The sequence below is a fragment of the Cellulomonas sp. APG4 genome, from assembly GCF_009996735.1.
Lineage (GTDB): Bacteria > Actinomycetota > Actinomycetes > Actinomycetales > Cellulomonadaceae > Actinotalea.
In genome coordinates this window covers 124,455-146,795 of record NZ_JAACYI010000002.1, presented here as the reverse complement: position 1 = coordinate 146,795, position 22,341 = coordinate 124,455, and the positions used below count along the sequence as shown (strand labels likewise).

At 75.0% G+C, this 22,341-nt stretch carries 14 protein-coding genes and 1 tRNA gene; 8 read left to right on the top strand and 7 right to left on the bottom strand.

Annotated features, from left to right (window positions below; genetic code table 11):
- Window positions 1-4: 4 nt before the first annotated feature.
- Together GXB85_RS02735 and GXB85_RS02730 are read right to left on the bottom strand one after the other, a co-directional pair.
- Entirely contained in the window at window positions 5-2,908 is a 2,904-nt protein-coding gene (locus GXB85_RS02735) for a BTAD domain-containing putative transcriptional regulator (RefSeq protein ID WP_161916099.1), read from the bottom strand.
- Window positions 2,909-2,976: 68 nt separating this feature from the next.
- Window positions 2,977-3,510, bottom strand: coding sequence for a YbhB/YbcL family Raf kinase inhibitor-like protein (locus tag GXB85_RS02730; RefSeq protein WP_161916098.1), 534 nt, complete (start codon window positions 3,508-3,510; stop codon window positions 2,977-2,979).
- 215 nt (window positions 3,511-3,725) lie between these two features.
- On the opposite strand from GXB85_RS02730, the gene GXB85_RS02725 reads away from it, so the two are divergent.
- From GXB85_RS02725 to GXB85_RS02715, 3 genes are read left to right on the top strand one after another with little or no spacing between them, the layout of a single operon-like run.
- Complete coding sequence (locus GXB85_RS02725; RefSeq protein WP_161916097.1) at window positions 3,726-4,577, top strand: hypothetical protein; 852 nt, start codon at window positions 3,726-3,728, stop codon at window positions 4,575-4,577.
- Complete coding sequence (locus GXB85_RS02720) at window positions 4,574-6,199, top strand: DNA polymerase Y family protein (RefSeq protein ID WP_161916096.1); 1,626 nt, start codon at window positions 4,574-4,576, stop codon at window positions 6,197-6,199. Before GXB85_RS02725 ends, GXB85_RS02720 begins: the two co-directional genes overlap by 4 nt.
- An 8-nt stretch (window positions 6,200-6,207) precedes the next feature.
- Window positions 6,208-9,684, top strand: coding sequence for an error-prone DNA polymerase (locus tag GXB85_RS02715; protein ID WP_161916095.1), 3,477 nt, complete (start codon window positions 6,208-6,210; stop codon window positions 9,682-9,684).
- A 17-nt stretch (window positions 9,685-9,701) separates the two neighbouring features.
- Here the strand turns inward: GXB85_RS02715 and GXB85_RS02710 are convergent, their stop codons facing one another.
- On the bottom strand, window positions 9,702-10,958 hold the full coding sequence (locus GXB85_RS02710) for an AI-2E family transporter (RefSeq protein WP_161916094.1): 1,257 nt from the start codon (window positions 10,956-10,958) through the stop codon (window positions 9,702-9,704).
- A 139-nt stretch (window positions 10,959-11,097) separates the two neighbouring features.
- Here GXB85_RS02710 and GXB85_RS02705 point away from each other — a divergent pair.
- Window positions 11,098-11,181, top strand: a tRNA-Leu gene (locus GXB85_RS02705).
- Window positions 11,182-11,268: 87 nt separating this feature from the next.
- On the opposite strand, the gene GXB85_RS02700 is transcribed toward GXB85_RS02705, so the two are convergent.
- Together GXB85_RS02700 and GXB85_RS02695 are read right to left on the bottom strand one after the other, a co-directional pair.
- On the bottom strand, window positions 11,269-11,754 hold the full coding sequence (locus GXB85_RS02700) for a hypothetical protein (RefSeq protein ID WP_161916093.1): 486 nt from the start codon (window positions 11,752-11,754) through the stop codon (window positions 11,269-11,271).
- An 81-nt stretch (window positions 11,755-11,835) separates the two neighbouring features.
- The gene (locus tag GXB85_RS02695; protein ID WP_161916092.1) at window positions 11,836-14,946 is read right to left on the bottom strand and encodes a M10 family metallopeptidase C-terminal domain-containing protein; all 3,111 of its coding nucleotides are present in this window, start codon (window positions 14,944-14,946) and stop codon (window positions 11,836-11,838) included.
- A gap of 130 nt (window positions 14,947-15,076) precedes the next feature.
- On the opposite strand from GXB85_RS02695, the gene GXB85_RS02690 reads away from it, so the two are divergent.
- Window positions 15,077-15,802, top strand: coding sequence for a DUF2071 domain-containing protein (locus GXB85_RS02690; RefSeq protein ID WP_161916091.1), 726 nt, complete (start codon window positions 15,077-15,079; stop codon window positions 15,800-15,802).
- A gap of 27 nt (window positions 15,803-15,829) precedes the next feature.
- Here the strand turns inward: GXB85_RS02690 and GXB85_RS02685 are convergent, their stop codons facing one another.
- Window positions 15,830-18,208, bottom strand: coding sequence for a bifunctional diguanylate cyclase/phosphodiesterase (locus GXB85_RS02685; RefSeq protein WP_161916090.1), 2,379 nt, complete (start codon window positions 18,206-18,208; stop codon window positions 15,830-15,832).
- Between the two features lie 123 nt (window positions 18,209-18,331).
- Between GXB85_RS02685 and GXB85_RS02680 the strand changes: the two genes are divergently transcribed.
- The 3 genes from GXB85_RS02680 (at window position 18,332) to GXB85_RS02670 (ending at window position 21,374) form a co-directional block, all read left to right on the top strand.
- Complete coding sequence (locus GXB85_RS02680) at window positions 18,332-19,018, top strand: alpha/beta fold hydrolase (protein WP_161916206.1); 687 nt, start codon at window positions 18,332-18,334, stop codon at window positions 19,016-19,018.
- Window positions 19,019-19,145: 127 nt separating this feature from the next.
- Window positions 19,146-20,753 (top strand): SpoIIE family protein phosphatase, encoded by a 1,608-nt coding sequence (locus GXB85_RS02675; RefSeq protein ID WP_161916089.1) that lies wholly within the window; start codon window positions 19,146-19,148, stop codon window positions 20,751-20,753.
- 261 nt (window positions 20,754-21,014) lie between these two features.
- Window positions 21,015-21,374 carry a PASTA domain-containing protein gene (locus GXB85_RS02670; protein ID WP_161916088.1) on the top strand — a complete coding sequence of 120 codons (360 nt, stop codon included), beginning with the start codon at window positions 21,015-21,017 and terminating at the stop codon, window positions 21,372-21,374.
- Window positions 21,375-21,470: 96 nt separating this feature from the next.
- Here the strand turns inward: GXB85_RS02670 and GXB85_RS02665 are convergent, their stop codons facing one another.
- Window positions 21,471-22,232, bottom strand: coding sequence for a fructosamine kinase family protein (locus GXB85_RS02665; protein WP_161916087.1), 762 nt, complete (start codon window positions 22,230-22,232; stop codon window positions 21,471-21,473).
- Window positions 22,233-22,341: the final 109 nt, after the last annotated feature.

Here is a 22,341-nt window from a genome sequence, read left to right as displayed (position 1 = left end):
CCGGTCACCGGGTGCTGCTCGAGGTGCCGCGCAGGGTGCGCAGCACGTCGAGCAGCACCTCGGCCGCGTCGTCGACGTCGCGTGCGCGGCCAGCCGCCTCGGCGGCCGTGAGCTCGTCGGGTCGCAGCCGGCCGGCAAGCTCGTCGCGCGCCCGTTCGAGCCGTGCGAGCTCGGCTCCGAAGCTGCGGGAGACCCGGGTGGGCGCGACGGCGGCCCAGAGCTCGGCGGCCGCACGCGGCTCGCCAAGACGCAGCAGCAGGTCGACGACGTTGCGCAGGGTCGTGACGAGGTGGGTGCGGTCGGCGCGGTCCCGCCACCAGCGCACGACTTCCTCGACCGCGGGGACCGCCGCCGCGGGATCGCCGTGCCGCACCCGCAGGCTCGCGGCGGAGACCCGCACGACGCCGCCCAGGTAGCGGTGGCCGGCCGCGTCGGCGAGCGTGCGGGCACGGTCGAGGTGGGTCAGTGCCGTCCCCGGGTCCGCCTCGGCCTCGATCTCACCCGCCGTGTACGCGAACCAGCCCAGGTTGGACGGACCGAGCTCACCGAAGCGCGCCACGAGCACGTCGCGCCTTCGGGCGAGCTCCGCCCTCGCCGTGGCGGTGTCGCCCTCGTACGCATGGGTGAGACCGAACGAGACGGCGGCCGCGGTGGCGTAGACCGGGTCGCCGACGTCGAGCGCGAGCGCGTGCAGCTCGCCGGCCCGACGGCGGCACTCGGCGAACCGGCCGTCGTAGATGGGTGCGTCCGCCAGCAGGTCGAGGGCGCGTAGCCGCTCGACGTCGTCGCGCGCGAGGTCGAGGGCCAGCTGGGCGCGCTCGACCGCGGCGCCGAGCTCGCCGGCCTTGACGAGGCGCGCCGCGATTCCCAGGTGCGCGACCGCGACGCCGTCGTCCTTGTCCAGCAACGGGGCGAGCCTCGCCGCCCAGTCGAGCACCTCGTCGTCGAGCGTGCTGACCGCGAACAGGTGCAGCGCCCCCGAGAGGTGCGTGCCGAGCGCCGGGTGGTGCTCGCGGGCCCAGGCGTGCGCGGCGCGCAGCTCGGGCACGAAGGAGGACAGGCGGGTGACCGCACGTGGCTCGGCGGGTGTGCGCAGCCGGGCGTCGGCCTCCCTCGCGACCTCGAGCACATGGAGCGCGTGACGTTCGCGGAGCGGCGCGAGCACCTGCGCGGGCTCACCGGACCGCACGGCCGAGCGCACCGTGTGGAGCATCCGGTACCGGCTGCGGCCGTCGGCGGCCCGGGGGTCGAGCACGAGCAGCGAGCGACGTACGAGGGCCTCGACCACTTCCGGCCCGGCGCCGAGCACGGCCTCGGCGTCCTGCGCCTCGACCGGGCCCGAGAACACGGGCCAACGGTGCAGCGCGGCTCGCTCGGCGGGTTCCAGCACGGCCTCGGACCACGCGATGACCGCGCGCAGCGTCCGGTGCCGCTCGGCGCCGCGCCGGCGGGGGTCGCGCAGCCGCGCGAGCTCGTGGTCGAGCTCGCGCTCGAGTGCCGCGGCGAGATCGGGCAACGCCGTCGTCGCGGCCCGCGCGGCCGCCATCTCGATCGCGAGGGGGAGCCCGTCGAGGCGCTCGACCACGCGGTCCACCAGAACCGGGTCGAGGTCGGAGCGTGCACCGGCCGCCACGGCGCGCTCGACGAAGAGGCGGCGCGCCGCCGGGTCGGCGCCGTGCGTGGTCAGCGCCTCGACCACGTGCACGTGCTCACCGGGGAGGCCGAGCGGCTCGCGGCTCGTCGCCAGCACGGTCACGCGGTGCCCCGCGAGCAGGTGCTCGAGCACCTCGGCCACCGCGTCGACCACGTGCTCGCAGTTGTCGAGCACCACGAGCAGGTCGAGCCCGCCCGCACGCCGCAGCGCGGGCGGCACGGGGCCGCCCTGGGTGCCGACGTCGAGGGCCGTGAGCACGGCCGACGGCACGGACGCCTGGTCGTCGAGGGTCGTGAGCTCGACCACGCGCGCCCCGGACCGGTGGTGCCGCGCGCGACGCCGGGCGACCTCGAGCGCGAGTCGCGTCTTGCCGACGCCTCCCGGGCCGACGAGCGTGACGAGCCGGGCGCGGTCGAGCAGGGCCGCGACCGTGCCGACGTCGCGCTCGCGTCCGACGAGGCTTGACGGGACCACGGGGACGTCGCCCGGGACCGCGTCCGACGACGGGCCCGTACGCTCGTGCGGCCGGGGCGCGTCGCGTCCAGGCGCAGTGAGGGCGTCGGTGTGCGCCTGGCGCAGGCCCGCCGAGGGCAGCAGGCCGAGCTCGTCGAGCGCATCGGCCGCGCGGCTGTACGCCGCGACGGCGTCCGCCGGCCGTCCCGCTGCGACCAGGGCGTCGATCAGGCTCACCCACGCGCTCTCGCGCGTCGGCTCGGCTCCCACGAGGGCCTCGGCCTGCTGCACGGCCTCGGCCACGCGTCCCGTCGCGACCAGGCGGGCGACGAGCATCTCCGCGGCGTGGAGCCTGCGCTCGGTGAGCCGGGCGGCCTCGCCACGGGCGGCGCGGCCGTCGACGGCACCGCCGAAGGGCGGCCCGCGCCAGAGCGCGAGCGCGTCGTGCAGCAGCACGACCGCCCGCGCGTCGTCGTCGGTCGAGGTAGCGGCGTCGACGTCCGCCTCGAACCTCTCGGCGTCCGTGGTGAGCTGCTCGACCGCGAGCCGGTAGCCGCCGTCGTCGGCCTCGACCGGGAGGCCCAGGCCCGTGCGCAGCCGCGACACGTGGGTGTGCAGGGTGTGCCGGGCGCTCGGGGGTGGGTCGTCCGGCCACAGGGCGTCGACCAGCTCGTCGACGCCGACCGTCGCGCCGTGGTGCGCCAGGAGGGCGGCCAGGAGCGACCGGCGCCGGGAGCCGACGACGGCGGTGGTGTGTGCGTCCTGCCGGAGGGTGAGGGGACCCAGGACCCCGAGCTCCATGCTCGCGATGCTAGGCCCGCCCTGCCAGGGACCGACAGGTCATACCTGAGCCGCTGCCCGGGGAGCGGTCAGGCCTGGAAGGTGGGCGTGAGCGTCGCGCGGCCGAGGGTGTGGAAGAGGGCCAGGAAGGCCGCCTTCGTGGGGCTCGCGTCGCCGTCGAGGTCGAGGTGGTCGACGTCGAGCGCATGCACGGCGAGCACGTAGCGGTGCGCGCGGTCACCCGCGGGCGGCGCGGCACCGGTGTAGCCCACCGAGCCGCCGTCGTTGCGCAGCTGGACGGCGCCGTCGGGCAGGTGGGTGCCGTCGGGCGAGCCCGCACCCGTGGGCAGCTCGGTGGTGCCGAGGGGGAGGTTCGCGACGGTCCAGTGCCAGAAGCCTGCCGGGGTCGGGGCGTCGGGATCGAAGCACGAGACGAGGAAGCCACGTGTGCCGTCGGGGAAGCCCGACCAGGTCAGCTGCGGCGAGGTGCTCCCGCCCGCGGCGGTGAAGCGCTCCGCGAGGGTCTCGCCGTCGGTCACGTCCGTGCTGGTCAGCGTGAACGACGGGACCGGCGGGAGCTGGCCGTAGGGCTCGGGGGCGACGGGACGGTCGGCGAGGTCCATGGTGTCTCCGGGCGGTCGCGGCGGGTTGTCGGCTCCCATCATGCCGAGCCCTGGGGCGTGCGCATCCGGGACCGACCGGCAGACGGGTGACGCGGGCGGTGGCGGTCCGGCGGCGGATTGACAGCCCTCACGGTGTCGGCGTCTACTGAGAGAGTAGTCGAACAGGTGTTCGAACGTGAGGTTCGAGCCGTCGCCGTCACCGCGGGAGGAGTGCGATGAGTGCCGTCTCCGTGGACGACGTCGTCTCCCGGCCAGACGACGCGCGAGGTCCCGACGACGAGCGTGCCGCAAGGGTCGCACGCGCCCGGGCCGCTCTCGCACGGGCCGAGGAGCGCACGGGTGCGGCGCGCTGGGTGCGGCCGGTGCGTCCGGTGCCGCACGGGCCCGACGAGGACGTGGTGGAGGCGCCCGCCCGCCCGCCCGCACCCGAGGTCGAGCCCGCGGGCGCGGCACGTGTGCTCCCGGTCACCGGTCACCTCGCCCGGCTGCTGCCCTCGGGCGGTCTCGACCGTGGCAGCACCGTGGTGGTGCAGGGGTCGACGTCGCTGGTCCTCGCGCTGCTGGTCGAGGCCTCGCGTGCGGGCAGCTGGGTGGCGGTCGTCGGCCTCCCGGAGGTGGGGGTGCTGGCCGCGCACCACCTGGGCCTGGTGCTCGAGCGCGTCGTCCTCGTGCCCTCGCCGGGGCCGGACGGTCCCGTGGTCCTGGCCGCGCTGCTCGACGGGTTCGACGTGGTCGTGGTGGGCCCCGAGGTGCCGCTCTCGGCGGCGGACCAGCGCAGGCTGGGTGCGCGCGCACGTGAGCGTTCCGCGGTGCTGCTCCCGACCGGTGCGTGGCCCGGGGCGCAGGTGGTGCTCACGGCCGAGCGGTCGCAGTGGGAGGGGCTCGGCAGGGGCGACGGCCGCCTGCGTACGCGGCGGCTCACGGTGCGGCGCAGCGGTCGCGGCGCAGCGACCCTCGGGCGGAGCGCCGACGTCCAGGTGCCGGGTGCAGGGACGGCCGGGGCCGCACGGGCCGGTGCGACGGTGCTGACCGACGAGGCCACCGGGCTCGAGGAGCGTGCGGGGTGACGGCCCGCACCTCTCCCGTCCGGACGGCCGCGGTGTGGGTGCCCGACTGGCCGGTCCTGGCCGCGACGACCGCGGAGGAGGTCCCGGCGCACCTGCCCGCCGGGGTCCACGACGGGCGCCGGGTCACCGCGGTCTCGGCCCTCGCGCGTGCGGCGGGTGTGCGGCGCGGCATGCGGCGCCGGCAGGCCCAGGAGTGCTGCCCCGAGCTCGTGCTGCTCCCTGCCGACCTGGGCCGTGACGTCCGCCTGTTCGAGCCTGTCACGGTCGCGGTCGAGGACGTGGTGGCCGGCACCGAGGTCGCCCGGCCCGGCCTGCTCCTGCTGCCCTCGGACGGTGCGAGCCGGTACCACGGCTCGGAGGAGGCGCTCGCGCGGCACCTCGTCGAGACCGTGGCCGAGCAGACCGGCCACGACGCGCAGGTGGGAGTGTCCGACGGTGTGGGGGCCGCGGTGCTCGCGGCGCGCGGCGGGCGGCTCGTGCCCGCGGGCACGGCAGCCGCCTTCCTCGCCCCACGGGGCATCGGCGAGCTCGTGCACGTCGCGACCGACGAGCAGACGGCGACGCAGGTGGCCGAGCTGGTCGACCTGCTGGGACGGCTCGGGCTGCGGACGCTGGGCGACCTCGCCCGCCTGCCCCGCGCCGACGTCGAGGCGAGGTTCGGACGGGTGGGCGGCTGGGCGCACCAGGTCGCCGCGGGGGAGGACGACCGCCCGACGGCGCTGCGCCGCACCCAGCCCGACGTCGCCGTCGAGAGCGAGCTCGACCCGCCCGTCGAACGCGTCGAGGCCGCGGCCTTCGCCGCGAGAAGACTCGCCGAGCAGCTGCACGCGCAGCTGGTCGAGCGGGGTGCGGGCTGCGGTCGCCTGCAGATCACCGCGCGCACCGAGGACGGCCACGAGCTCACGCGCACGTGGCGCACCGACGCGGTGCTGGGTGGGCTCTCGGCCGCGCGGATGACCGACCGGGTGCGCTGGCAGCTCGAGGGCTGGCTCACCCACGCGCCCGTCGGTGGCGGGGAACGCGAGGGTGCTCCCGCCGTCGCGCCGCTGGTCAGGCTCGCCCTGCGGGCCGAGGACGTCGTGGCGGTGGGGGCCGAGCAGGGACGGCTGTGGGGCGAGGCGCGCGGCACCGACCTGCGCGCCCACCGCGCGCTGCTGCGCGTGCAGGGACTGCTGGGGGCCGACGCCGTGCTGAGCGCGGCCGTCCAGGGCGGGCGGGACCTGCGGGACCAGGTGCACCTGGTCCCGTGGGGGGACGCCGCCCCGCCCGCACGTCCGACGACGGCGCCCTGGCCTGGTCGGTTGCCCGGACCGGCCCCCGCGACCGTGCTCGCCGAGCCGCTCGAGGTCCAGCTGTGCGGGAGCGACGGCCGTCGCGTCCAGGTGGACGCCAGGCTCGGCATGAGCGCCGAGCCTGCGGTGGTGTGGTGGCCCTCGGGCCCGGGCGACCCCGAGCGGGAGACCGCCGTCACCGGCTGGGCCGGGCCCTGGCCCGTGGTGCAGCGGTGGTGGTCGACCGCGCCGTCGCGCCGGGTCTACCTGCAGGTGACCCTCGCGGACGGCAGGGCCGTGCTGCTGGCCCTGCACGACGGCGTGTGGTCGGTCGAGGCGCACTATGACTGAGGCGCGCCATGACTGACGACGCCCCCCGCTACGCCGAGCTGCACGCCCACTCGGCCTTCAGCTTCCTCGACGGCGCCAGCCAGCCCGAGGAGCTCGTGACCGAGGCCCACCGGCTCGGCCTCTCGGCCCTGGCGCTGACCGACCACGAGGGCCTGTACGGCGTGGTCCGCTTCGCGCAGGCCGCGCGTCGTGTGGGGTTGCCGACGGTCTTCGGCGCCGAGCTGCACCTCGCCGCACCGGGTGGCGTGCTGGACCCGCCCACCGGGACGCCCGACCCGCGCGCGACGCACCTGGTCGTGCTGGCCCGGGGCCCGGACGGCTATCGCGCGCTGTCCCGCGCGATCGCGCAGGCCCACCTCGTGACCGGCACCAAGGGCGCCGCGGACCACCGGCTCGAACGGCTCGCCGAGGCCGCCGACGGTCAGTGGCTCGTGCTGACCGGCTGCCGCAAGGGTGCGGTGCGACAGGCCCTGGGGGACCCGAGCGACGGGCGCGCCCTCGACCTGGACGCCGCACGCATCGAGCTCAACCGGCTCGTCGCGCTGTTCGGCCGCGAGAACGTGGCGGTCGAGGCGATCGACACGGGCGACCCGTGGGACTCCGAGCGGGTCGACGCGCTCGCCGAGCTCGCGCGGCGTGCACACCTGCCGCTCGTGGCGACGGGGAACGTCCACTACGCGCGCCCGGCCGACGCCGACCTCGCGGGGGCGCTCGCCGCGGTGCGCGCCCGCTCGAGCCTCGAGGACGTCGACGGGTGGCTGCCCGGTGGCACGGGGGCGCACCTGCGCTCGCCGGTCGAGATGGCGTGGCGCTTCCGGCGGTACCCGCAGGCCGTCGCGACCGCGGCGCAGCTGGCCACCGAGTGCGCGTTCGACCTCGCGCTCGTCGCTCCCGACCTCCCGCCCTACCCCGTGCCGCCGGGCCACGACGAGGCCAGCTGGCTGCGCGAGCTCGTGCGGCGTGGCGCGCTCGACCGGTACGGGTCGCCCGAGGCCGAGCGGGTGCCGGGCGCCTACCGCCAGATCGCGCACGAGCTCGACGTGATCGAGAGCCTCGGCTTCCCGGGGTACTTCCTCATCGTCCACGACCTGGTGGCGTTCTGCCGTGAGCGCGGCATCCTCGCCCAGGGCCGCGGCTCGGCGGCCAACTCGGCGGTCTGCTACGCCCTCGGGGTCACGGCCGTCGACGCGGTGCGGCACGGACTGCTCTTCGAGCGCTTCCTGGCCCCCGAGCGCGACGGCCCGCCGGACATCGACGTCGACATCGAGTCGATGCGTCGCGAGGAGGTCATCCAGTACGTCTACGAGCGCTTCGACCGCGAGCACGCAGCCCAGGTCGCCAACGTCATCTCCTACCGTCCGCGTTCGGCCGTGCGCGACGCCGCCCGCGCCCTCGGGTACGACGTCGGGCAGCAGGACGCGTGGAGCAAGAGCATCGAGCGCTGGGGCTCGCTGCGGGGGCCGGAACGCCCCAGCCCGTGGTGGCGGCTCGAGCGCGCCGCGCCCGTGGGGCCGCTCGGCCACGGACCGCCCGACCGCCCGCACGCGGGTCATCCGGGACCGCTCGACGTCGCGGGCACGCCTACCGCCGACGGGCACGACGTGGTGCCGGCGCACCTGCCGCCGTCGGCCGCCGAGGAGGCGCACGTGCCCGAGGCCGTGATCGACCTCGCCGAGCGCATGCTGCGGCTGCCGCGGCACCTGGGCATCCACTCGGGTGGGATGGTGCTGTGCGACCGCCCGGTGATCGAGGTGTGCCCCGTGGAGTGGGCGCGGATGCCGGGTCGCACGGTGCTCCAGTGGGACAAGGACGACTGCGCCGACGCCGGCCTGGTGAAGTTCGACCTGCTGGGGCTCGGCATGCTCTCCGCGCTGCGGATCGCCTTCGGCCTCGTGGCCGAGCACGAGGGTGTCGAGCTCGGGCTGCACACGCTGCCGCAGGAGGACCCGGCGGTCTACGACCTGCTGTGCGCGGCTGACACGGTGGGGGTGTTCCAGGTCGAGTCACGCGCGCAGATGGCGACGCTGCCACGGCTCCAGCCGCGGCGCTTCTACGACATCGTGATCGAGGTCGCGCTCATCCGCCCCGGCCCCATCCAGGGCGGCTCGGTGCACCCGTACATCAACCGGGTGCGGGGGCGTGAACCCGTCACCTACCTGCACCCCCTGCTCGAACCCTCCCTGGCCAAGACCCACGGCGTGCCGCTGTTCCAGGAGCAGCTGATGCAGATGGCCATCGACGTCGCGGGTTTCTCGGGTGCCGAGGCCGACCAGCTGCGCCGGGCGATGGGCTCCAAGCGGTCCGTCGAGCGCATGGAGGCGCTGCGCGAGCGGTTGATGACGGGCATGGCCGCGCGCGGTGTCGACGACCCCGCGGTGCGCGAGCAGGTCTACGACAAGCTCAAGGCGTTCGCGGACTTCGGCTTCCCCGAGTCCCACGCCTACTCGTTCGCCTACCTCGTCTACGCGAGCTCCTGGCTCAAGGTGCGCCACCCGGCGGCCTTCTACGCCGGGCTGCTAGCGGCCCAGCCCATGGGCTTCTACTCACCGCAGTCGCTTGTCGCCGACGCGCGGCGGCACGGCCTGACGGTGCTGCGCCCCGACGTGCAGGCCTCGGGCGTGCGCGCGGGTCTCGAACGTCTCGCACCTCGACGGGACGGGTCGCACGAGGCAGGTTCGGGGGTGGGCGGGCCCACGACTGCCCCGTCGGGGAGAGCGGCCGAGCCGTCCGCACCCGGGACCCGCACCCGCCCTGGTCAGGTGGCGCTCGCCGTCGACCCCACGCTCGCGGTGCGCCTCGGCCTCGCGTCGGTGCGCGGGGTGGGGGAGGAGGTGGCCGAGCGGCTCGTCGCCGAGCGCGTGGACGGCGGTCCGTTCGCGGGGCTGCGTGACCTCGTGCGACGTGTGCGGCTCAGCACGGCCCAGCTCGAGTCCCTCGCCACGGCGGGTGCGCTCGGCAGCCTGGGTGTCGAGCGCCGCGAGGCGTTGTGGGCCGCGGGCGCGCTCGCGCTCGAGGGCCCCGACACCCTCCCGGGGGTCGCCGTCGGCATCGAGGCGCCCACCCTGCCGGGCATGGGCGAGGTCGAGACCGCGATGGCGGACGTGTGGGCCACCGGGGTGTCGGTGGACTCCTACCCGACCCAGTACGTGCGCGAGGGGCTCGACGCGGCGGGGGTGCTGCGGGTCGAGCAGGCGTTCGTGCACGAGCCCGGACGGCGCGTCGCGGTCGCGGGGGTCGTGACCCACCGGCAGCGGCCGGGCACGGCCCAGGGGGTGACCTTCCTGTCCCTCGAGGACGAGACCGGGCTGCTCAACATCATCTGCACCGCGGGCCTGTGGCAGCGGTTCCGGCGCATCGCGCGCGGATCGCCCGCGCTCGTGGTGCGCGGACGCCTCGAGCGCGCGGACGGCGCGACGAACCTGCTCGCCGAGCACCTGGCCCCGCTGTCGCTGCGCGTGCCGAGCACGTCGCGCGACTTCCGCTGACCGCCGCGTCCGGGCGGCTACTCCTCGTCGTCGTCACGTGCCGGTGCCGCCGCGACCTCGGGAGGCCCGACGGCAGTCTCGAGCTGGGCGAGGTCCGTGGGCGGGTCCACGTGCCGCAGGCGCGCGAACACGGCCCAGGCCACCGCGATGAGGGGCACCGCGATCACGGCCCCGAGGATGCCCGCGACGAGCGTCCCGCCGGTGACCGACAGCGCGACGACCACGGGGTGCAGCGACACCTGCTTGCCCATCACGAGGGGCTGCAGGATGTGGCCCTCGAACTGACCGATGAGGGCGATGACCACGCCCACGAGGATCGCGTTGACCACACCGTTGGCGGCGAGGGCCACGATCATCGCGATGACCATCGCGAGCGGGGCGCCGATGAGCGGGATGAACGCGCCGATGAACACGAGCACCGCGAGGGGAGCGGCGAGCGGTACCCCGAGGATGAGCAGCGCGATCACGGCGAGCACGCCGTCGGCCGCCGCGATGATCACGGTGCCGCGCGTGTAGCCCGAGAACGTGTACCAGGCGACCCCACCGCCGATGTACCAGGACTCACGCATGCGCGACGGGATCTGGTTGAGGAACCAGCCCCACATCTCCATGCCGCGGCTCAGGAAGAAGACGGTGCAGAACGTGGCGAGCGCGAGGACCATGAAGACGAGGCCCACCGAGCTCGCGCTCGACAACGCCTGGCTCGCGATCTCGCTCGAGTTCTCCGAGATCCACTGCTGGGCCTGGTCGAGCCAGCCCTGCACGTCCTCGTTGGTCACCGTCAGGTGCAGGGGGCTCGACTCGAGCAGCTCGAGGATCGCCTGGATGCCGACGTTGAACTGCTCGCCCAGGCGGGTCCACTGGCCGGCCACCGAGAAGCCCACGTAGGTGAGCAGGCCCAGCACCACGAGCACCGCGCCGATCAGCGACAGCGCGACCGCGAGCCCGCGAGGCATCACGCGCGACATGCCGTTGACCACCGGTCGCAGCACGGCGGTGAACACGAGCGCCAGGAACACCGCGATGAAGACGAGGAGCACCTTGGCGGTGGCCCAGAAGACCAGGGCGATCGCGGCGATCACCACCAGGATCCGCCACGACCAGCCCGCCATCGCGCGCAGCCACTGCGGGGCGGACTGCTCGTAGCCGACGACCGACGGGTTGCGCCGCGCACCGGCGACACGCTTCGCGGCCGGGGTGGCCCCGGCCAGATGGCGTGTGCTGGCCTTCGGTCGCTCGGTCTCGACCCCGGAGGCGTCGTCCCGCTCGGTCATGTGCGTCCTTCCCCCGAGGCGCCGACGGCGCCCACCGGCGTCCAGTCTGCCGCCTGGGCGCGAGGTCAGCAGACCCGCCACACCGTGCTATCTTTGCTGCCGCGCTCGAGGGATCCGCAAGGGTTCGTCGGGTCCACTCGTCCGGGTGGCGGAATGGCAGACGCGCTAGCTTGAGGTGCTAGTGCCCGTATAGGGCGTGGGGGTTCAAGTCCCCCTCCGGACACTCGTTGAGACAGCGACCTGAAGGCCCCTGAACCGCGGAGACGTGGTCGGGGGCCTTCGTGGTTCGCTCAGGTCGTGAGTCCGCTCGTCAGTCCGCCGTGGTGGCGACGAGCCTATCGGCGACGATGACGGCGTCGCCTGCGTACTCCTCGAAGACGTTCTCGTCGTAGGGGATCTCGTAGTCCTCCTGGAACTCGCCCAACGACAGCCGGCGCACCGTGCCCGACACCTCGACGGTCGTCTCGTCCTCGACGACCAGGTCCGTGATGTCGAGGCCCAGCTCCGTGAAGTCCGTCTGCGGGCTCAGCACGAGCACCGACGGCTCCAGCACGCCCGGGTCACCCATGAGGAAGGCGCCGGGGTCGAGGACCTGGACCACCTGTCCGGTCACCGTGACCGGGCGCTCGATCCACGCGGTCTCTCCGTCGCCCGCGTCGAGCTCGGCCCCCGCGACGTCGGCCACGGTCACGTCCTCACCCGGCTCCGGTGCCTCCTGGCCGCAAGCGGCGAGCGTGCCGACGCCCAGGGTGAGGGCCGCCGTCCACGACGTGACGGTCGTCCATCTGCGCTGCATGGTGTGCTCCCGTCCTCGATGCGTCCGACCAGTCTCGGCTCCGAGGTGGGTGTCCGCGACCGGGGTGGGGCCGCGCTGCGTCTATGCGCCGTGCGGCCGGTCCCGGCGCCGCAGGGCGGCGATCACGAGCACGAGTGCACCTGCCAGGACCAGCGCGGCCGCCGCGGCGATCGCCGAGTCGGCTGCGAACCCGGTGCTCGCGAGGACGCGCCCACCCGACGCCGCCGTGGAGACGCCCGAGGACCTGCTGGCGTCCGCGGTGTCGTAGCGCAGCACGAGGGTCTGCGCCGTGTCGACGCCCACGAGCACGAGGTAGTGCTCGCCGGCCTCGAGAGGGAGGTCGGTGAGCACCGCGCGGCCGTCGCGCACCGGGAAGGTGCCCAGCTCGCGCGGTGAGGAGTACGCGTAGACCGTCACCGCCGAGTCCGCCGCGTGCCACGGCACGTCGAGGTCCACGCGGCCCGGCAGGGTCGACAGGTCGAGGCCCGGGACGACGTCGTGCACGTCACGCGCGTCCGGGAAGCGCTCGGCGACGTCCTCGTGGTCCGAGCCGACACGGTCGGTCACCGACCACACGGTGACCTGCGCGGCGCGCGTCACCACGACGCTGCCGTCGGTACCCGTGAGCGTCGCCCGGTACCAGCCGGCGTCGTCCGCGCTCACAGGGATGCGAAGGGTGAGGTCTGCAGCCCCCGGGACCGCGTGCCACGGACCGTCGACCGCCGCGGCACGCTCCCAGACGACGGTCGCGGTCGCGGAGGCGTCCGCGACCCGGACCGCCAGCTCGGTCGTGCCACCCGGAACCGCGTCACGCACGTCGCGCGGTTGGGCGGTCACGACCTGCGCCGAGGTCGCCGCGAGCCGCCACACGGCGGTGTCGCGCCCGCCGAAGCCGTCGTCGACCGACAGGGCCAGCGTCGCCGCGCCGGGGGCGGTCGGGACGAGGCCGGCACGCGCGACGGCGCCGTCGACGGCGGACGGCGTGCCTTCGAGCGTCCAGCCGGACCCGTTCACGAGGGTGGTCACGCCGCCCGACGTGCCGGGGACGAGTCCCGTGACGCGAGCGTTCGTCGGGGTGAGCGTGAGCGTCAGGCGATCCCCGTCGGCGTCGGTGACGGCGAGCGGCGCGAGCGATGCGGCCTGGCCGGTGACGGCCGCCTGCGGCGTCGTGGGCACGCCCGTGAGCCGGGGGAGCGCGTTGGGCAGCACCGGCACAACGAAGCCCGACGAGGTGGCGTTGCCCGCCTCGTCGACCGCGGTCACGCGCACGTGCAGGTCGCCCGGGCCGGCCGCCGCCGGGTCGCGCAGCACGAGCCTCGTCCCGTCGAGGTCGAACAGCGTGTCGTCGGCGCCGCCCGCACCGAGCTCGAAGGTCACGGGCCGGCCGCCGTCGTCGGCGCTCATGGTGCCGACGGTCGTGCTCGCCGTCTGGGTGGCCCGCACCGGGAGCGGGTCGAGCGACGGGGCGGACGGCGCGGTCGTGTCCACCACGACCGCGAGGGCCGGGCTCGCGCCCGAGGTCAGGGTGACGCCGAGGACGGCGGCGGTGGCCGTGGCCGTCAGCGTGTGGTCGCCCTCAGCGAGCGGGTTCGTCGTGAGCTGCCACGCACCGGTGCCGGTGGCCGTCGTGGTTCCGACGGTCGTCCCGCCGTCGCGCAGCGTGACCGTGCTGCCGGGCCACGCCGTGCCGGTGACGACCGGCGTCGTGGCGCTCGTCACGCCGTCGTGCGGGGTACCTGTGTCGCTCGCCTCGACGAGGCGGAGATCCGTCGGGGCGGGCGGAGGCGCGGGGACCAGCTCGAGCCGGCCTCCGGTGGCGACCACGGACGCGGGTGTCGCGGTGCCCGGCAGCACGACCGTCGCATCCGCGCCGGCGGCGTCGTCGAGCCCGATGTGGACGTGCAGGCGCCCGGGAGCCTGCTCGACCTCGACCTGGCCGCGGGCGACCGACGCGCCCGTCCCCGTGCTGACGTCGACGAGCGGCTGGACCGGCTCACCCGGTGCGGCGAGGTCGCGCACCTCGACGGCGTCCCCCACGGAGAGGTCCGTCACCGTGTCCGTCCCGTTCGGCGACGAGGCGTCGAGGACCACCACGTCGTCGCCGCCGCGACCGGTGAACCGGTTGTCGGCGGAGTTGCCGATCAGCACGTCGTCGCCCGAGCCGGCGACGACGTTCTCGATCAGGGCCCCCGGTGCGTCGGCGGGCGCGTAGGCGGTGGCGACGTTGGCGTCGTGCGTCCTGCCGTCGGCCGTGTCGAGCACGGCGTGCTGCCCGCCCAGGTCCGTCCAGCCGCCCGGGCGCAGGTCGACGCGCAGGTCCGTCGCGTAGGAGAAGAAGTTGTACGTGTCCGAGCCGCCGGCGTCCCAGACCGTCATCAGGATGACGGGAGCCGTCGGGTCGAAGCTGTACGTGGTGTCGCCCGCGTTCTGGCCCGAGCTGCCGTACAGGTGCTGCAGCGCGGCGACGTCGTGCAGCATGGGCCCGGTCGGGTAGCTGCCGTCGGCGAGCGAGTAGCTGCTGACCGGCCCCGCGACGTAGGAGCGGAAGCTCATGACGCTGAGCGGGACGCCGTCGGTCTCGGGTGCCGCGGCGGGGAAGCCGTCCACGGCGGTGTGCGGGTGCTTGAGCCCCAGGGCGTGCCCGATCTCGTGCAGCGCCGTGAACGACGAGTACGAGCCCGGTCGGGCGAGGTCCGCGCCGTTGATCGCCGCGCCGAGCTGCACGTCCACGTGCGTGGTGTCCGGCCCGGGGAAGTCCGAGGCCCGCGCCGTGATGTTGTCGGGGGAGTGGAGCCAGTACACGCGCAGGTCGGCGGCGGCCGCGTCGCTCGTCCGGGTGAAGGTCAGGCGCGAGACCGCTGCCCAGCGGCTCAGCAGCGCCTCGACCGCGCCGGTCTCCGCCGTCGTCAACGCACTGAAGTACAGGGCGTCGGCCCCCACCTCGGCGGCGCTCGCGGGGAACGCGACGGTCAGGTCGGCGTCGGCCCACCGGCCACCGACGAGCAGCGGGTCGACGTACGGCAGGCCGCTCGCCTCGACCGTCGCCGGGGCCGCCGCGGCCGGGCTGGGCAGCACGAGGGCGGCGGGCGTGCCGAGCACGACGAGTGCCAGGGCGAAGGAGAGCGCGCGTACGAGCCGCGCGGACGACCTCCGGGCGCGGTCGACGGCGGGCGACGAGGCGGTGGGGGACATCGGCTTCCGTTCAGGCAGGACGAACGTCCCAGGCACGGGACCATCGCGAGGCTAGGGAACCCGGCGCACGGAGCGCGTGGGCCGAACGAGTTGATCTTCGACCGCGGCCGGGACGCGGCAGGATGTCCCCGTGGCCGGTCGAGACCCCGAGTACGCGATCCGACGCGCGGTGAACCTCCAGGACTGGGCGGACCTCACGTTCCTGCACTGGCGCGTGGACGCCGGAGCCGTCCAGCAGCGGCTCCCGCGGGGGCTCGAGGTCGAGGTGCTCGACGGCGACGCGTGGCTCGCCGTCGTGCCCTTCCGTATGCGGGACGTGCGCATGCCCGGCCTGCCCGCGCACCCCCGCTGGTCCACGTTCCCCGAGTGCAACGTGCGCACCTACGTGCGCGGGCCGGGTGGCCGCACCGGCGTGTGGTTCTTCCGCCTCGTCTGCCCGCGCCGGTCGTTCGTGCGGGCCATGCGACTGGTCGGCCTGCCCTACGTGCACGCCGCGTCGTCAGCCGTGCGTGCGCCCGACGGCGTGCACACGTACGCGTTCGCGGGTCTGGGGACCGACCGCGACGAACGCTTCGAGGCGCACACCACGGTGGGCCCCGCGATCGCCGACGCCGACCGCAGCGAGCTGCTCGACGCCCTCACCGGCCGGTGGGGGACCTGGGGTCGCGTGGGCCGCCGACTCGTGCACGTCCCCGTCGAGCACCCGCCCTGGCCCCTGCACGACGCGCGAGTCGAGCTCACCGCCCTGCCGTGCGACGTCGCCGGCCTCGAGCTCCCGCCCGGGGCTCCGCTCGTGCACTTCTCGCCAGGGGTGAGCACGCGCGTCGGGTCGCCACGGCTGGTGCAGGACCGGTAGACCCTCCGCGCGGTCCCTCGTGCCCGGCTACAGCGCCCAGCCGATCCCGTCGGACCGGGCCGCGGGTGTCCCCTCCCGTGCCTGCACCCACCCCAGCACCTCACCCGCGGGCCGGGGGCGGCTGTGGACGAATCCCTGGACCTCGTCGCAGCCCAGCTCGCGGACCGCCGCGAGCGTCTGCTCGTCCTCGACGCCCTCGGCGATCAACCGGAGCTCCAGACGGTGGGCGAGATCCGCCGTCGCCGTCACGATCGCGCGTGTCCGGTCGTCGTCCAGCAGACGGCGGGTGAACGACCGGTCCAGCTTGAGCTCGGTCGCGGGCAGGTCGCGCAGGTAGGACAGCGAGGAGTAACCCGTGCCGTAGTCGTCGATGCTCAGGCCGACGCCGCGGGACCTGATGGCACGGGCCGCCTGAAGCCCGCGCTCGGGGTCGTCCATGAGCGTGGACTCGGTCACCTCGAGCACGAGGTCGGCCGGCGGCAGGCCCGTCGTCTCCAGGACGTCGTCGACGAGCGGCAGCAGGTCCGGGTCCGCGAGGAAGGACGCCGAGATGTTGACCGAGACCCGCAGCGTCACCCCGACCGCGCGCCACTGCACGGCATCGCGTGCGGCCTGGCGGAGCACCTCGCTCGTGAGGGGTCCCATGAGGCCGTCCTGCTCGGCGAGGTCGATGAACTGCGCCGGGGAGAGCAGCCCGTGCCCCGGATGCTGCCAGCGCACCAGCGCCTCGACCCCGCGGACCGTGTCGTCCCGCAGGTCGATCTGCGGCTGGTAGTGGACCACGAGGGCGTGGCCGCGGAGACCGAACGGGGCGAGGACCCGTCGCAGCTCGTCGGTGCGGCGCGCGCGCTCGTGCACGGCCCGGTCGATCTCCTCGTCGTACAGGTCGGTGCCCGAGCCCCTCGCCTTCGCCCGCGAGAGGGCTGCGTCCGCGCGCCGCAGCAGCTCGTCGGGATCGACCTGGTCGTGCTCGGGTGCCTGGGCGACGCCCACGCTCGCGTTCGCGCGGACCCGTCGACCGTCGATCTCGAGGGTCGATCCCGCGACGACCGCGAGACGCTCACCCATGAGGCGCGGGTCCGTCGGCGACGTGTCGAGGACGACGGCGAACTCGTCGCCGCCGAGGCGCGCGACGATCCCGTCGCCCGCGACCGCCCCCACGAGACGGTCGGCGACGAATCGGAGCAGGGCGTCCCCGGCGGTGTGCCCGTACCGGTCGTTGATGCTCGTGAAGCGGTCCAGGTCGACGACCAGGAGCGTGGTCGCCCTGCCTCGGGCGAGCCTGTCGGTCAGGTGCGTGACCAGTGCGCGGCGGTTGGCGACGCCTGTCAGGTCGTCCGTCAGCGCCTCGTGCCGGCTCTGGGCGAGGTGGACCAGGTCGCGGACGAGACGACCGATCCGTGCGCCGGCGAGCAGGGCGGCGACGACGGCGAGCAACGCGGCGATCCCCAGGGCGGAGGCGACGTCCTCGCCCGGTGCGACGGCGAGACCGCGAGCGACGAGCAGGGCGACGGAGACGGCGACCGCGAGCACGACTAGGGCTCCCACGGTGGGCGCCAGGGTGGTGGCCGGCCTGGACCGGACCGCTGGGACGCGGGCGGCCGCCGCGACGCTGATGCAGACGGTCGCGACGGTCCAGGCGAGCACGAGCTGACGTGCGGTACCGGCGTCACCCGAGCCCATGACGAAGGAGACCTCGCCCGCGACGACGAGCCCGAGCGCGACGGTGACGAACCAGAGCCGACGATCGCGCGCGAGCCCGCCGAGACCGGCAAGCGACACGACGGTGCCCAGCACCACGACCGCGCCCACGAGGCGGACGAGCGCGCCCTGCAGCACCCAGCCCGTGGGAGCCGTGGGTGCCGCGTCGACGGCGGCGAGCACGACGTTGGCGAGCGCCACGCCGACGAGGACCGCCGCGACGCCGTTGAGCCAGTCGCCCGGGTCGCCGGTGAGGCCCGCGACACGGTTCCACCGGATCAGGCCCTGGTACATCACCGCGAGCGCCGAGGCGGCGACGAAGCCGGCCGCGCCCACCCCGACCTCGAGCGGCAGCGTGACCACGTGGACGAGCAGCACCTGCAGCGACGAGGCGAGGGCGAGGACGTAGAACGCGAGCGCGAACGCCTGCCACAGACGCAGCTCCGAGTCGGCAGCCGTCCTGGCCGACCGCGACCGCCTCGTCAGCTGGACGGCCGCCGCGAGGAACGTCGCGGCGAGCGCGACGTCGCGCACGACGAGCCACGTGCCGTCACCGCGCACGGCGGCCAGCACGGTCAGACCGGCCGCAGCGCCGACCCACCCGACGCCGAGGGCGACGGGTTGTTCGAGCCGTGCCGGGGTCCCGCCCTTCACCTCGACGTCATCGTCCGCCCGGGGTGCGGACTTGAGGGCTCCTCCGCGCACGGCGCTCCGCTCTGAGCGGAACCTCCCGGACGCGACCCCGCGTCGTCGCCGGCCGCGGCCTATCCTGGACGAGCCGGTGCGCCGCGGAGCGTCCGGCCCGTCCGTCCGTGTGAGGTCGTCCCCATCCATCCCGTCGTCTTCGTCCACGGCACCCGGACCAGCTCGGCGATCTGGGCGCGCCAGGTGCGCACCGTGCGCGAGCACGGCCACACCGCCGTCACTGTGGACCTGCCCGGGCACGGCAGCCGGCTCGACGAGCGCTTCACCTTCCGGGGCGCCCTGCGGGCGATCGACCACGCGGTCGTCGGCTGTGCGCAGCCGCCCGTGCTCGTCGGACTCTCGCTCGGCGGCTACGCGTCGCTCGCGTACGCGGCCCGCCACCCGCGCAAGGTCGCGGGCCTCGTGCTGTCGGGGTGCTCGACGGAGATCCGCGGCAAGCCGCTGCGCTTCTACCGCTGGGCGTCGCTGCGGCTCGCGGAGGCCCTGCGGCCCGGCCGCCACACCTGGCACGTGGTGGCCGACATGCTCGCGGCGATGCGTGGCTACTCGCCCATCGGCGACCTGCGCAGGCTCGCCGAGCACGTGCACCTCCCGTTGCCGGTGCACCTGGTCAACGGTGCGCGCGACCCGCTGCGGCTCGACGAGCGGCGGTTCCTCGTCGCCCACCCGCGTGCCCAGCTCCACGTGGTCCCGCGGGCGGGCCACGACGTCAACTCCCACGCCCCCGCGACGTTCGACCGCCTGCTCGTCCACGTGCTGCGCGAGCTGCGCTCCCACGCACCGCACCCCCACGCGCCCGGCGCGACGTAGGTCCCGTCCCGGTCTCGGCCTCGGACAGGCCACGAGGCTGTCGCGTGGTCACCACCTGCGCCACGTGCCAACGTCCCGCGTCCGCTCGAGCGCGTGCGGCTCGGGTGAACGTCCCTAGACTCCGGGGATGACACCGGACTGGCTCCTCCAGGCCACCGAGGGGTCCGAGACCGGTGAGCTGGTCCGCGCGACGGACTGGTCGCGCACGGTGCTCGGTCCGCCCGAGGACTGGCCCCCCGCGCTGCGTGCGGCCGTCGTGATGTGCTTCGGCACGAGGTTCCCCGTGCTGGTCACCTGGGGCCCCGAGCTCACGATGATCTACAACGACGGGTACCGCCTCCTCGCCGCGGACAAGCACCCGGCGGCGATGGGGGCGCCCACCGCAGTCGTGTGGAGCGAGATCTGGGACGACATCGCCCCGATCTTCCGCGAGGTGCTCGACACCGGGCGCCCGTCGTGGCAGGTCGACCAGCTGCTCATGATGCACCGCTCGGGCTTCCTCGAGGAGGCGTTCTTCAGCTACTCCTACAGCGCGCTGCGCGACGAGCGCGGGGCGGTGGCGGGCGTGCTCGACATCGCCTACGAGACCACCGAGAGCGTGGTGGACCGACGGCGGCTCGAGTTCGTCACCGGCCTCGCGGCCACGCTCGCCGACCTCGGCGGCGGGGTCGACGAGCTCGCGGGCGCCGTCGTCACGGCACTCGAGGACAGCGCCGACATCCGCTCGGGCGGCGTCTACCTGTGGGCCGGGGACGAGTCCCCCGAGCAGATCGGGGTCACGCGCGCACCGCTGCCGCTCACGGTCACGCGGGACGTCCTCGGGTCCGTCGCCCGCACGCTCGCGGCCGTGCGGATCGGCTCGTGCCTGGTCGCGCCCCTCGCGGGCACGCGGGACGCGCGTGCCGCCGGTGTCGTGGTGCTCGAGGGAAGCCCCCGCCGCCCCTTCGACGCGGGTCACAGCCGGTTCCTCGACCTCGTCGCCGTCACGATCGGCACGGCCCTGACCAGCACGCTGCGGCACACGCGAGAGGTGCACGAGCTGCGGGTCGTCAGCGACGCGCTGCAGCAGGCGATGCTCCCGGACCTGCCTGACGTGCCGGGCCTCGAGGCGCGCTACCGGCCCGCGGACCGCTCGCTCGCTGTGGGGGGTGACTGGTACGACGTCGTCGAGCTGCGCGACGGGCGCCTCGCCCTGGTGGTCGGGGACTGCGTGGGCCACGGCCTGCGTTCTGCCGCCGTGATGGGCCAGCTGCGCGCGGCGGCCCGGGCGATCGTCCTCGAGGACGGTGACGCGGCGGGCACGCTCGCGGCGCTCGACCGGTTCGCGGAGACGCTCCCTGGTGCCGAGTGCACGACGGTGTTCTGCGCCGTGCTCGACCCCGCCGCCGGACGCCTCAGCTACAGCTCGGCGGGACACCTGCCGCCGTTGCTGCGGCGTGCCGACGGCGGCTCCGCGTGGCTCGACCAGGCCGGCGGTGCCCCGCTCGCGGTCCACCGCGGTCCCCGGCCGCGAGCCTCACGCGACGTGGGCGCGGGGGACACCCTGGTGCTCTTCACCGACGGACTGGTCGAGCGGCGGGGCGAGTCCCTGAGCGCGGGGCTCGCGCGGCTCGAGCGCACCGTGGGTGAGCTCGAGGCCCAGGGGCGCCTCTCGCTCGACGAGCTGTTGACGCGGATGCTCCCGGGCGGCGCGGCCGACGACGTCGCCGCGCTCGTCCACCGCGTCGCGCACTGACGGACAGGGGCCCGCCGGCGCCTGCTCGACCCGCGGCACCACTCGCCCGGGTGTGTCGATGATCACGTCGGGCCCCCGGCACGCGCACGTCCCCGGGGCGTCGGAGGCTTCCCCGTGTTAATCCCGTGCGTCGGTGTCGTTGCGAGCGCGTAGCGTGGTCGCGCCACCGTGGGCTGCTCCTCCGAGCACTCTCGGTCGAGCCGTCCCGGGCAGGGCGCACACACGACGCGCCCATGACGACGCCTCAGGAGGGCACACACGATGAAGAACTCCGTCCTGCGGACCGGTGCCGCTGCGCTGGCCGCCGCCGCACTTCTGCTGACCGCCGGTTGCGCGGCCGACGAGGACGCTCCCGAGACCGAGGAGACCTCGACCACCGAGGAGACCACCGACGAGGGTGCCGAGGCTGGCCCCGCCGAGATCCCTGACGTCACCGTCCTGGTGCTCGAGACGGCACAGGCGAACCTGACCGCCCTGGGCCTCGAGGTCGAGGTGGTCGACGAGACCGGCGCCGCGCTCGAGGTCGAGGACCCGACCGCCTACCAGGTCGTCACGCAGAGCCCCGACGAGGGCACCGTCGAGCCCGGTCAGGTGGTCACGCTCACCGTCCGCGAGCGCTGAGCCGCACCCGACCCGCAGCAAGGCTCGCGTGGCCCGGCCGTGGCCGGGTCACGCGAGCGGCACCGCACCGCCCGGCGCCGGCCGATCGATCGACCGTCAGCGGTAGCGGTCCACCAGCTCGGTGAGCTGGTCCACGTAGGCCCCGCCGAACAGCACCGCATGCATCCCCACGGGGTAGACCTGGTGCAGACCGATGAGGTCGCGCCAGCCGTCCGGCAGGGGATGAGCCGCCTCGTACGCCGCGACGACGTGACGGAGGAACGGCAGGCCGAAGAGCTCGAGCATCGCGAGGTCGGCGAGCGGGTGGCCCGAGTGGGCGGCCGGGTCGATGAGCGTCGCGCCCGCCTCGGTCCACACCACGTTGCCCGACCACAGGTCGCCGTGCACGCGAGCCGGTGGCTCGTCGTCGTCCCACAAGCCGTCCAGCAGTCGTTCGGTGAGCCGGTCGAGCCCCGTGAGCAGCTGCGTGTCCGCACGGGTGGCCAACAGGTCCCGCACCTGCCGCACGCGGTGCTGGGCGTAGTGCTGACCCCAGCGCACGTGCTCACCGGCGAGCAGGGGGTAGGGCTCGGAGAGCGGCCCGAAGAACCCGTCACCCCGCCATCCCGGCGGCGGGGAGCCGAAGTGCCCCGCGGGGGCCGCGTGCATGCGCGCGAGCCCCGTCCCGAGCTGCTCGGCCGACGCGACGGTGGGCGGCGCCGGCTCCAGACGCTCGAGCTCGATCGCGTCGTCCCGCACGTCCAGGACACGGACCACGCGTGGCCCCCGTGCGTCCGCCAACCACCGCAGCCCCGCGGCCTCGCAGGCGAAGAAGCCCGCCGGAGCGCTCTCCCGGGACTTCAGGAACACGGCGGTCATGGAGCCCAGTCCATCACGGGACGCACCGGTTCGCCGCTTTCGCCGGTGCTGCGGAAAACGCCTTCTGATGAGGGGTGATTCGTGGATTCCGCACATGGGGTAGGCACAG

Coding starts and splice junctions, on each gene's coding strand:
- GXB85_RS02735 (WP_161916099.1), bottom strand. CDS start 2,908: ATGGAGCTCGGGGTCCTGGGTCCCCTCACCCTCCGGCAGGACGCACAC.
- GXB85_RS02730 (WP_161916098.1), bottom strand. CDS start 3,510: ATGGACCTCGCCGACCGTCCCGTCGCCCCCGAGCCCTACGGCCAGCTC.
- GXB85_RS02725 (WP_161916097.1), top strand. CDS start 3,726: ATGAGTGCCGTCTCCGTGGACGACGTCGTCTCCCGGCCAGACGACGCG.
- GXB85_RS02715 (WP_161916095.1), top strand. CDS start 6,208: ATGACTGACGACGCCCCCCGCTACGCCGAGCTGCACGCCCACTCGGCC.
- GXB85_RS02710 (WP_161916094.1), bottom strand. CDS start 10,958: ATGACCGAGCGGGACGACGCCTCCGGGGTCGAGACCGAGCGACCGAAG.
- GXB85_RS02700 (WP_161916093.1), bottom strand. CDS start 11,754: ATGCAGCGCAGATGGACGACCGTCACGTCGTGGACGGCGGCCCTCACC.
- GXB85_RS02695 (WP_161916092.1), bottom strand. CDS start 14,946: ATGTCCCCCACCGCCTCGTCGCCCGCCGTCGACCGCGCCCGGAGGTCG.
- GXB85_RS02675 (WP_161916089.1), top strand. CDS start 19,146: ATGACACCGGACTGGCTCCTCCAGGCCACCGAGGGGTCCGAGACCGGT.
- GXB85_RS02670 (WP_161916088.1), top strand. CDS start 21,015: ATGAAGAACTCCGTCCTGCGGACCGGTGCCGCTGCGCTGGCCGCCGCC.
- GXB85_RS02665 (WP_161916087.1), bottom strand. CDS start 22,232: ATGACCGCCGTGTTCCTGAAGTCCCGGGAGAGCGCTCCGGCGGGCTTC.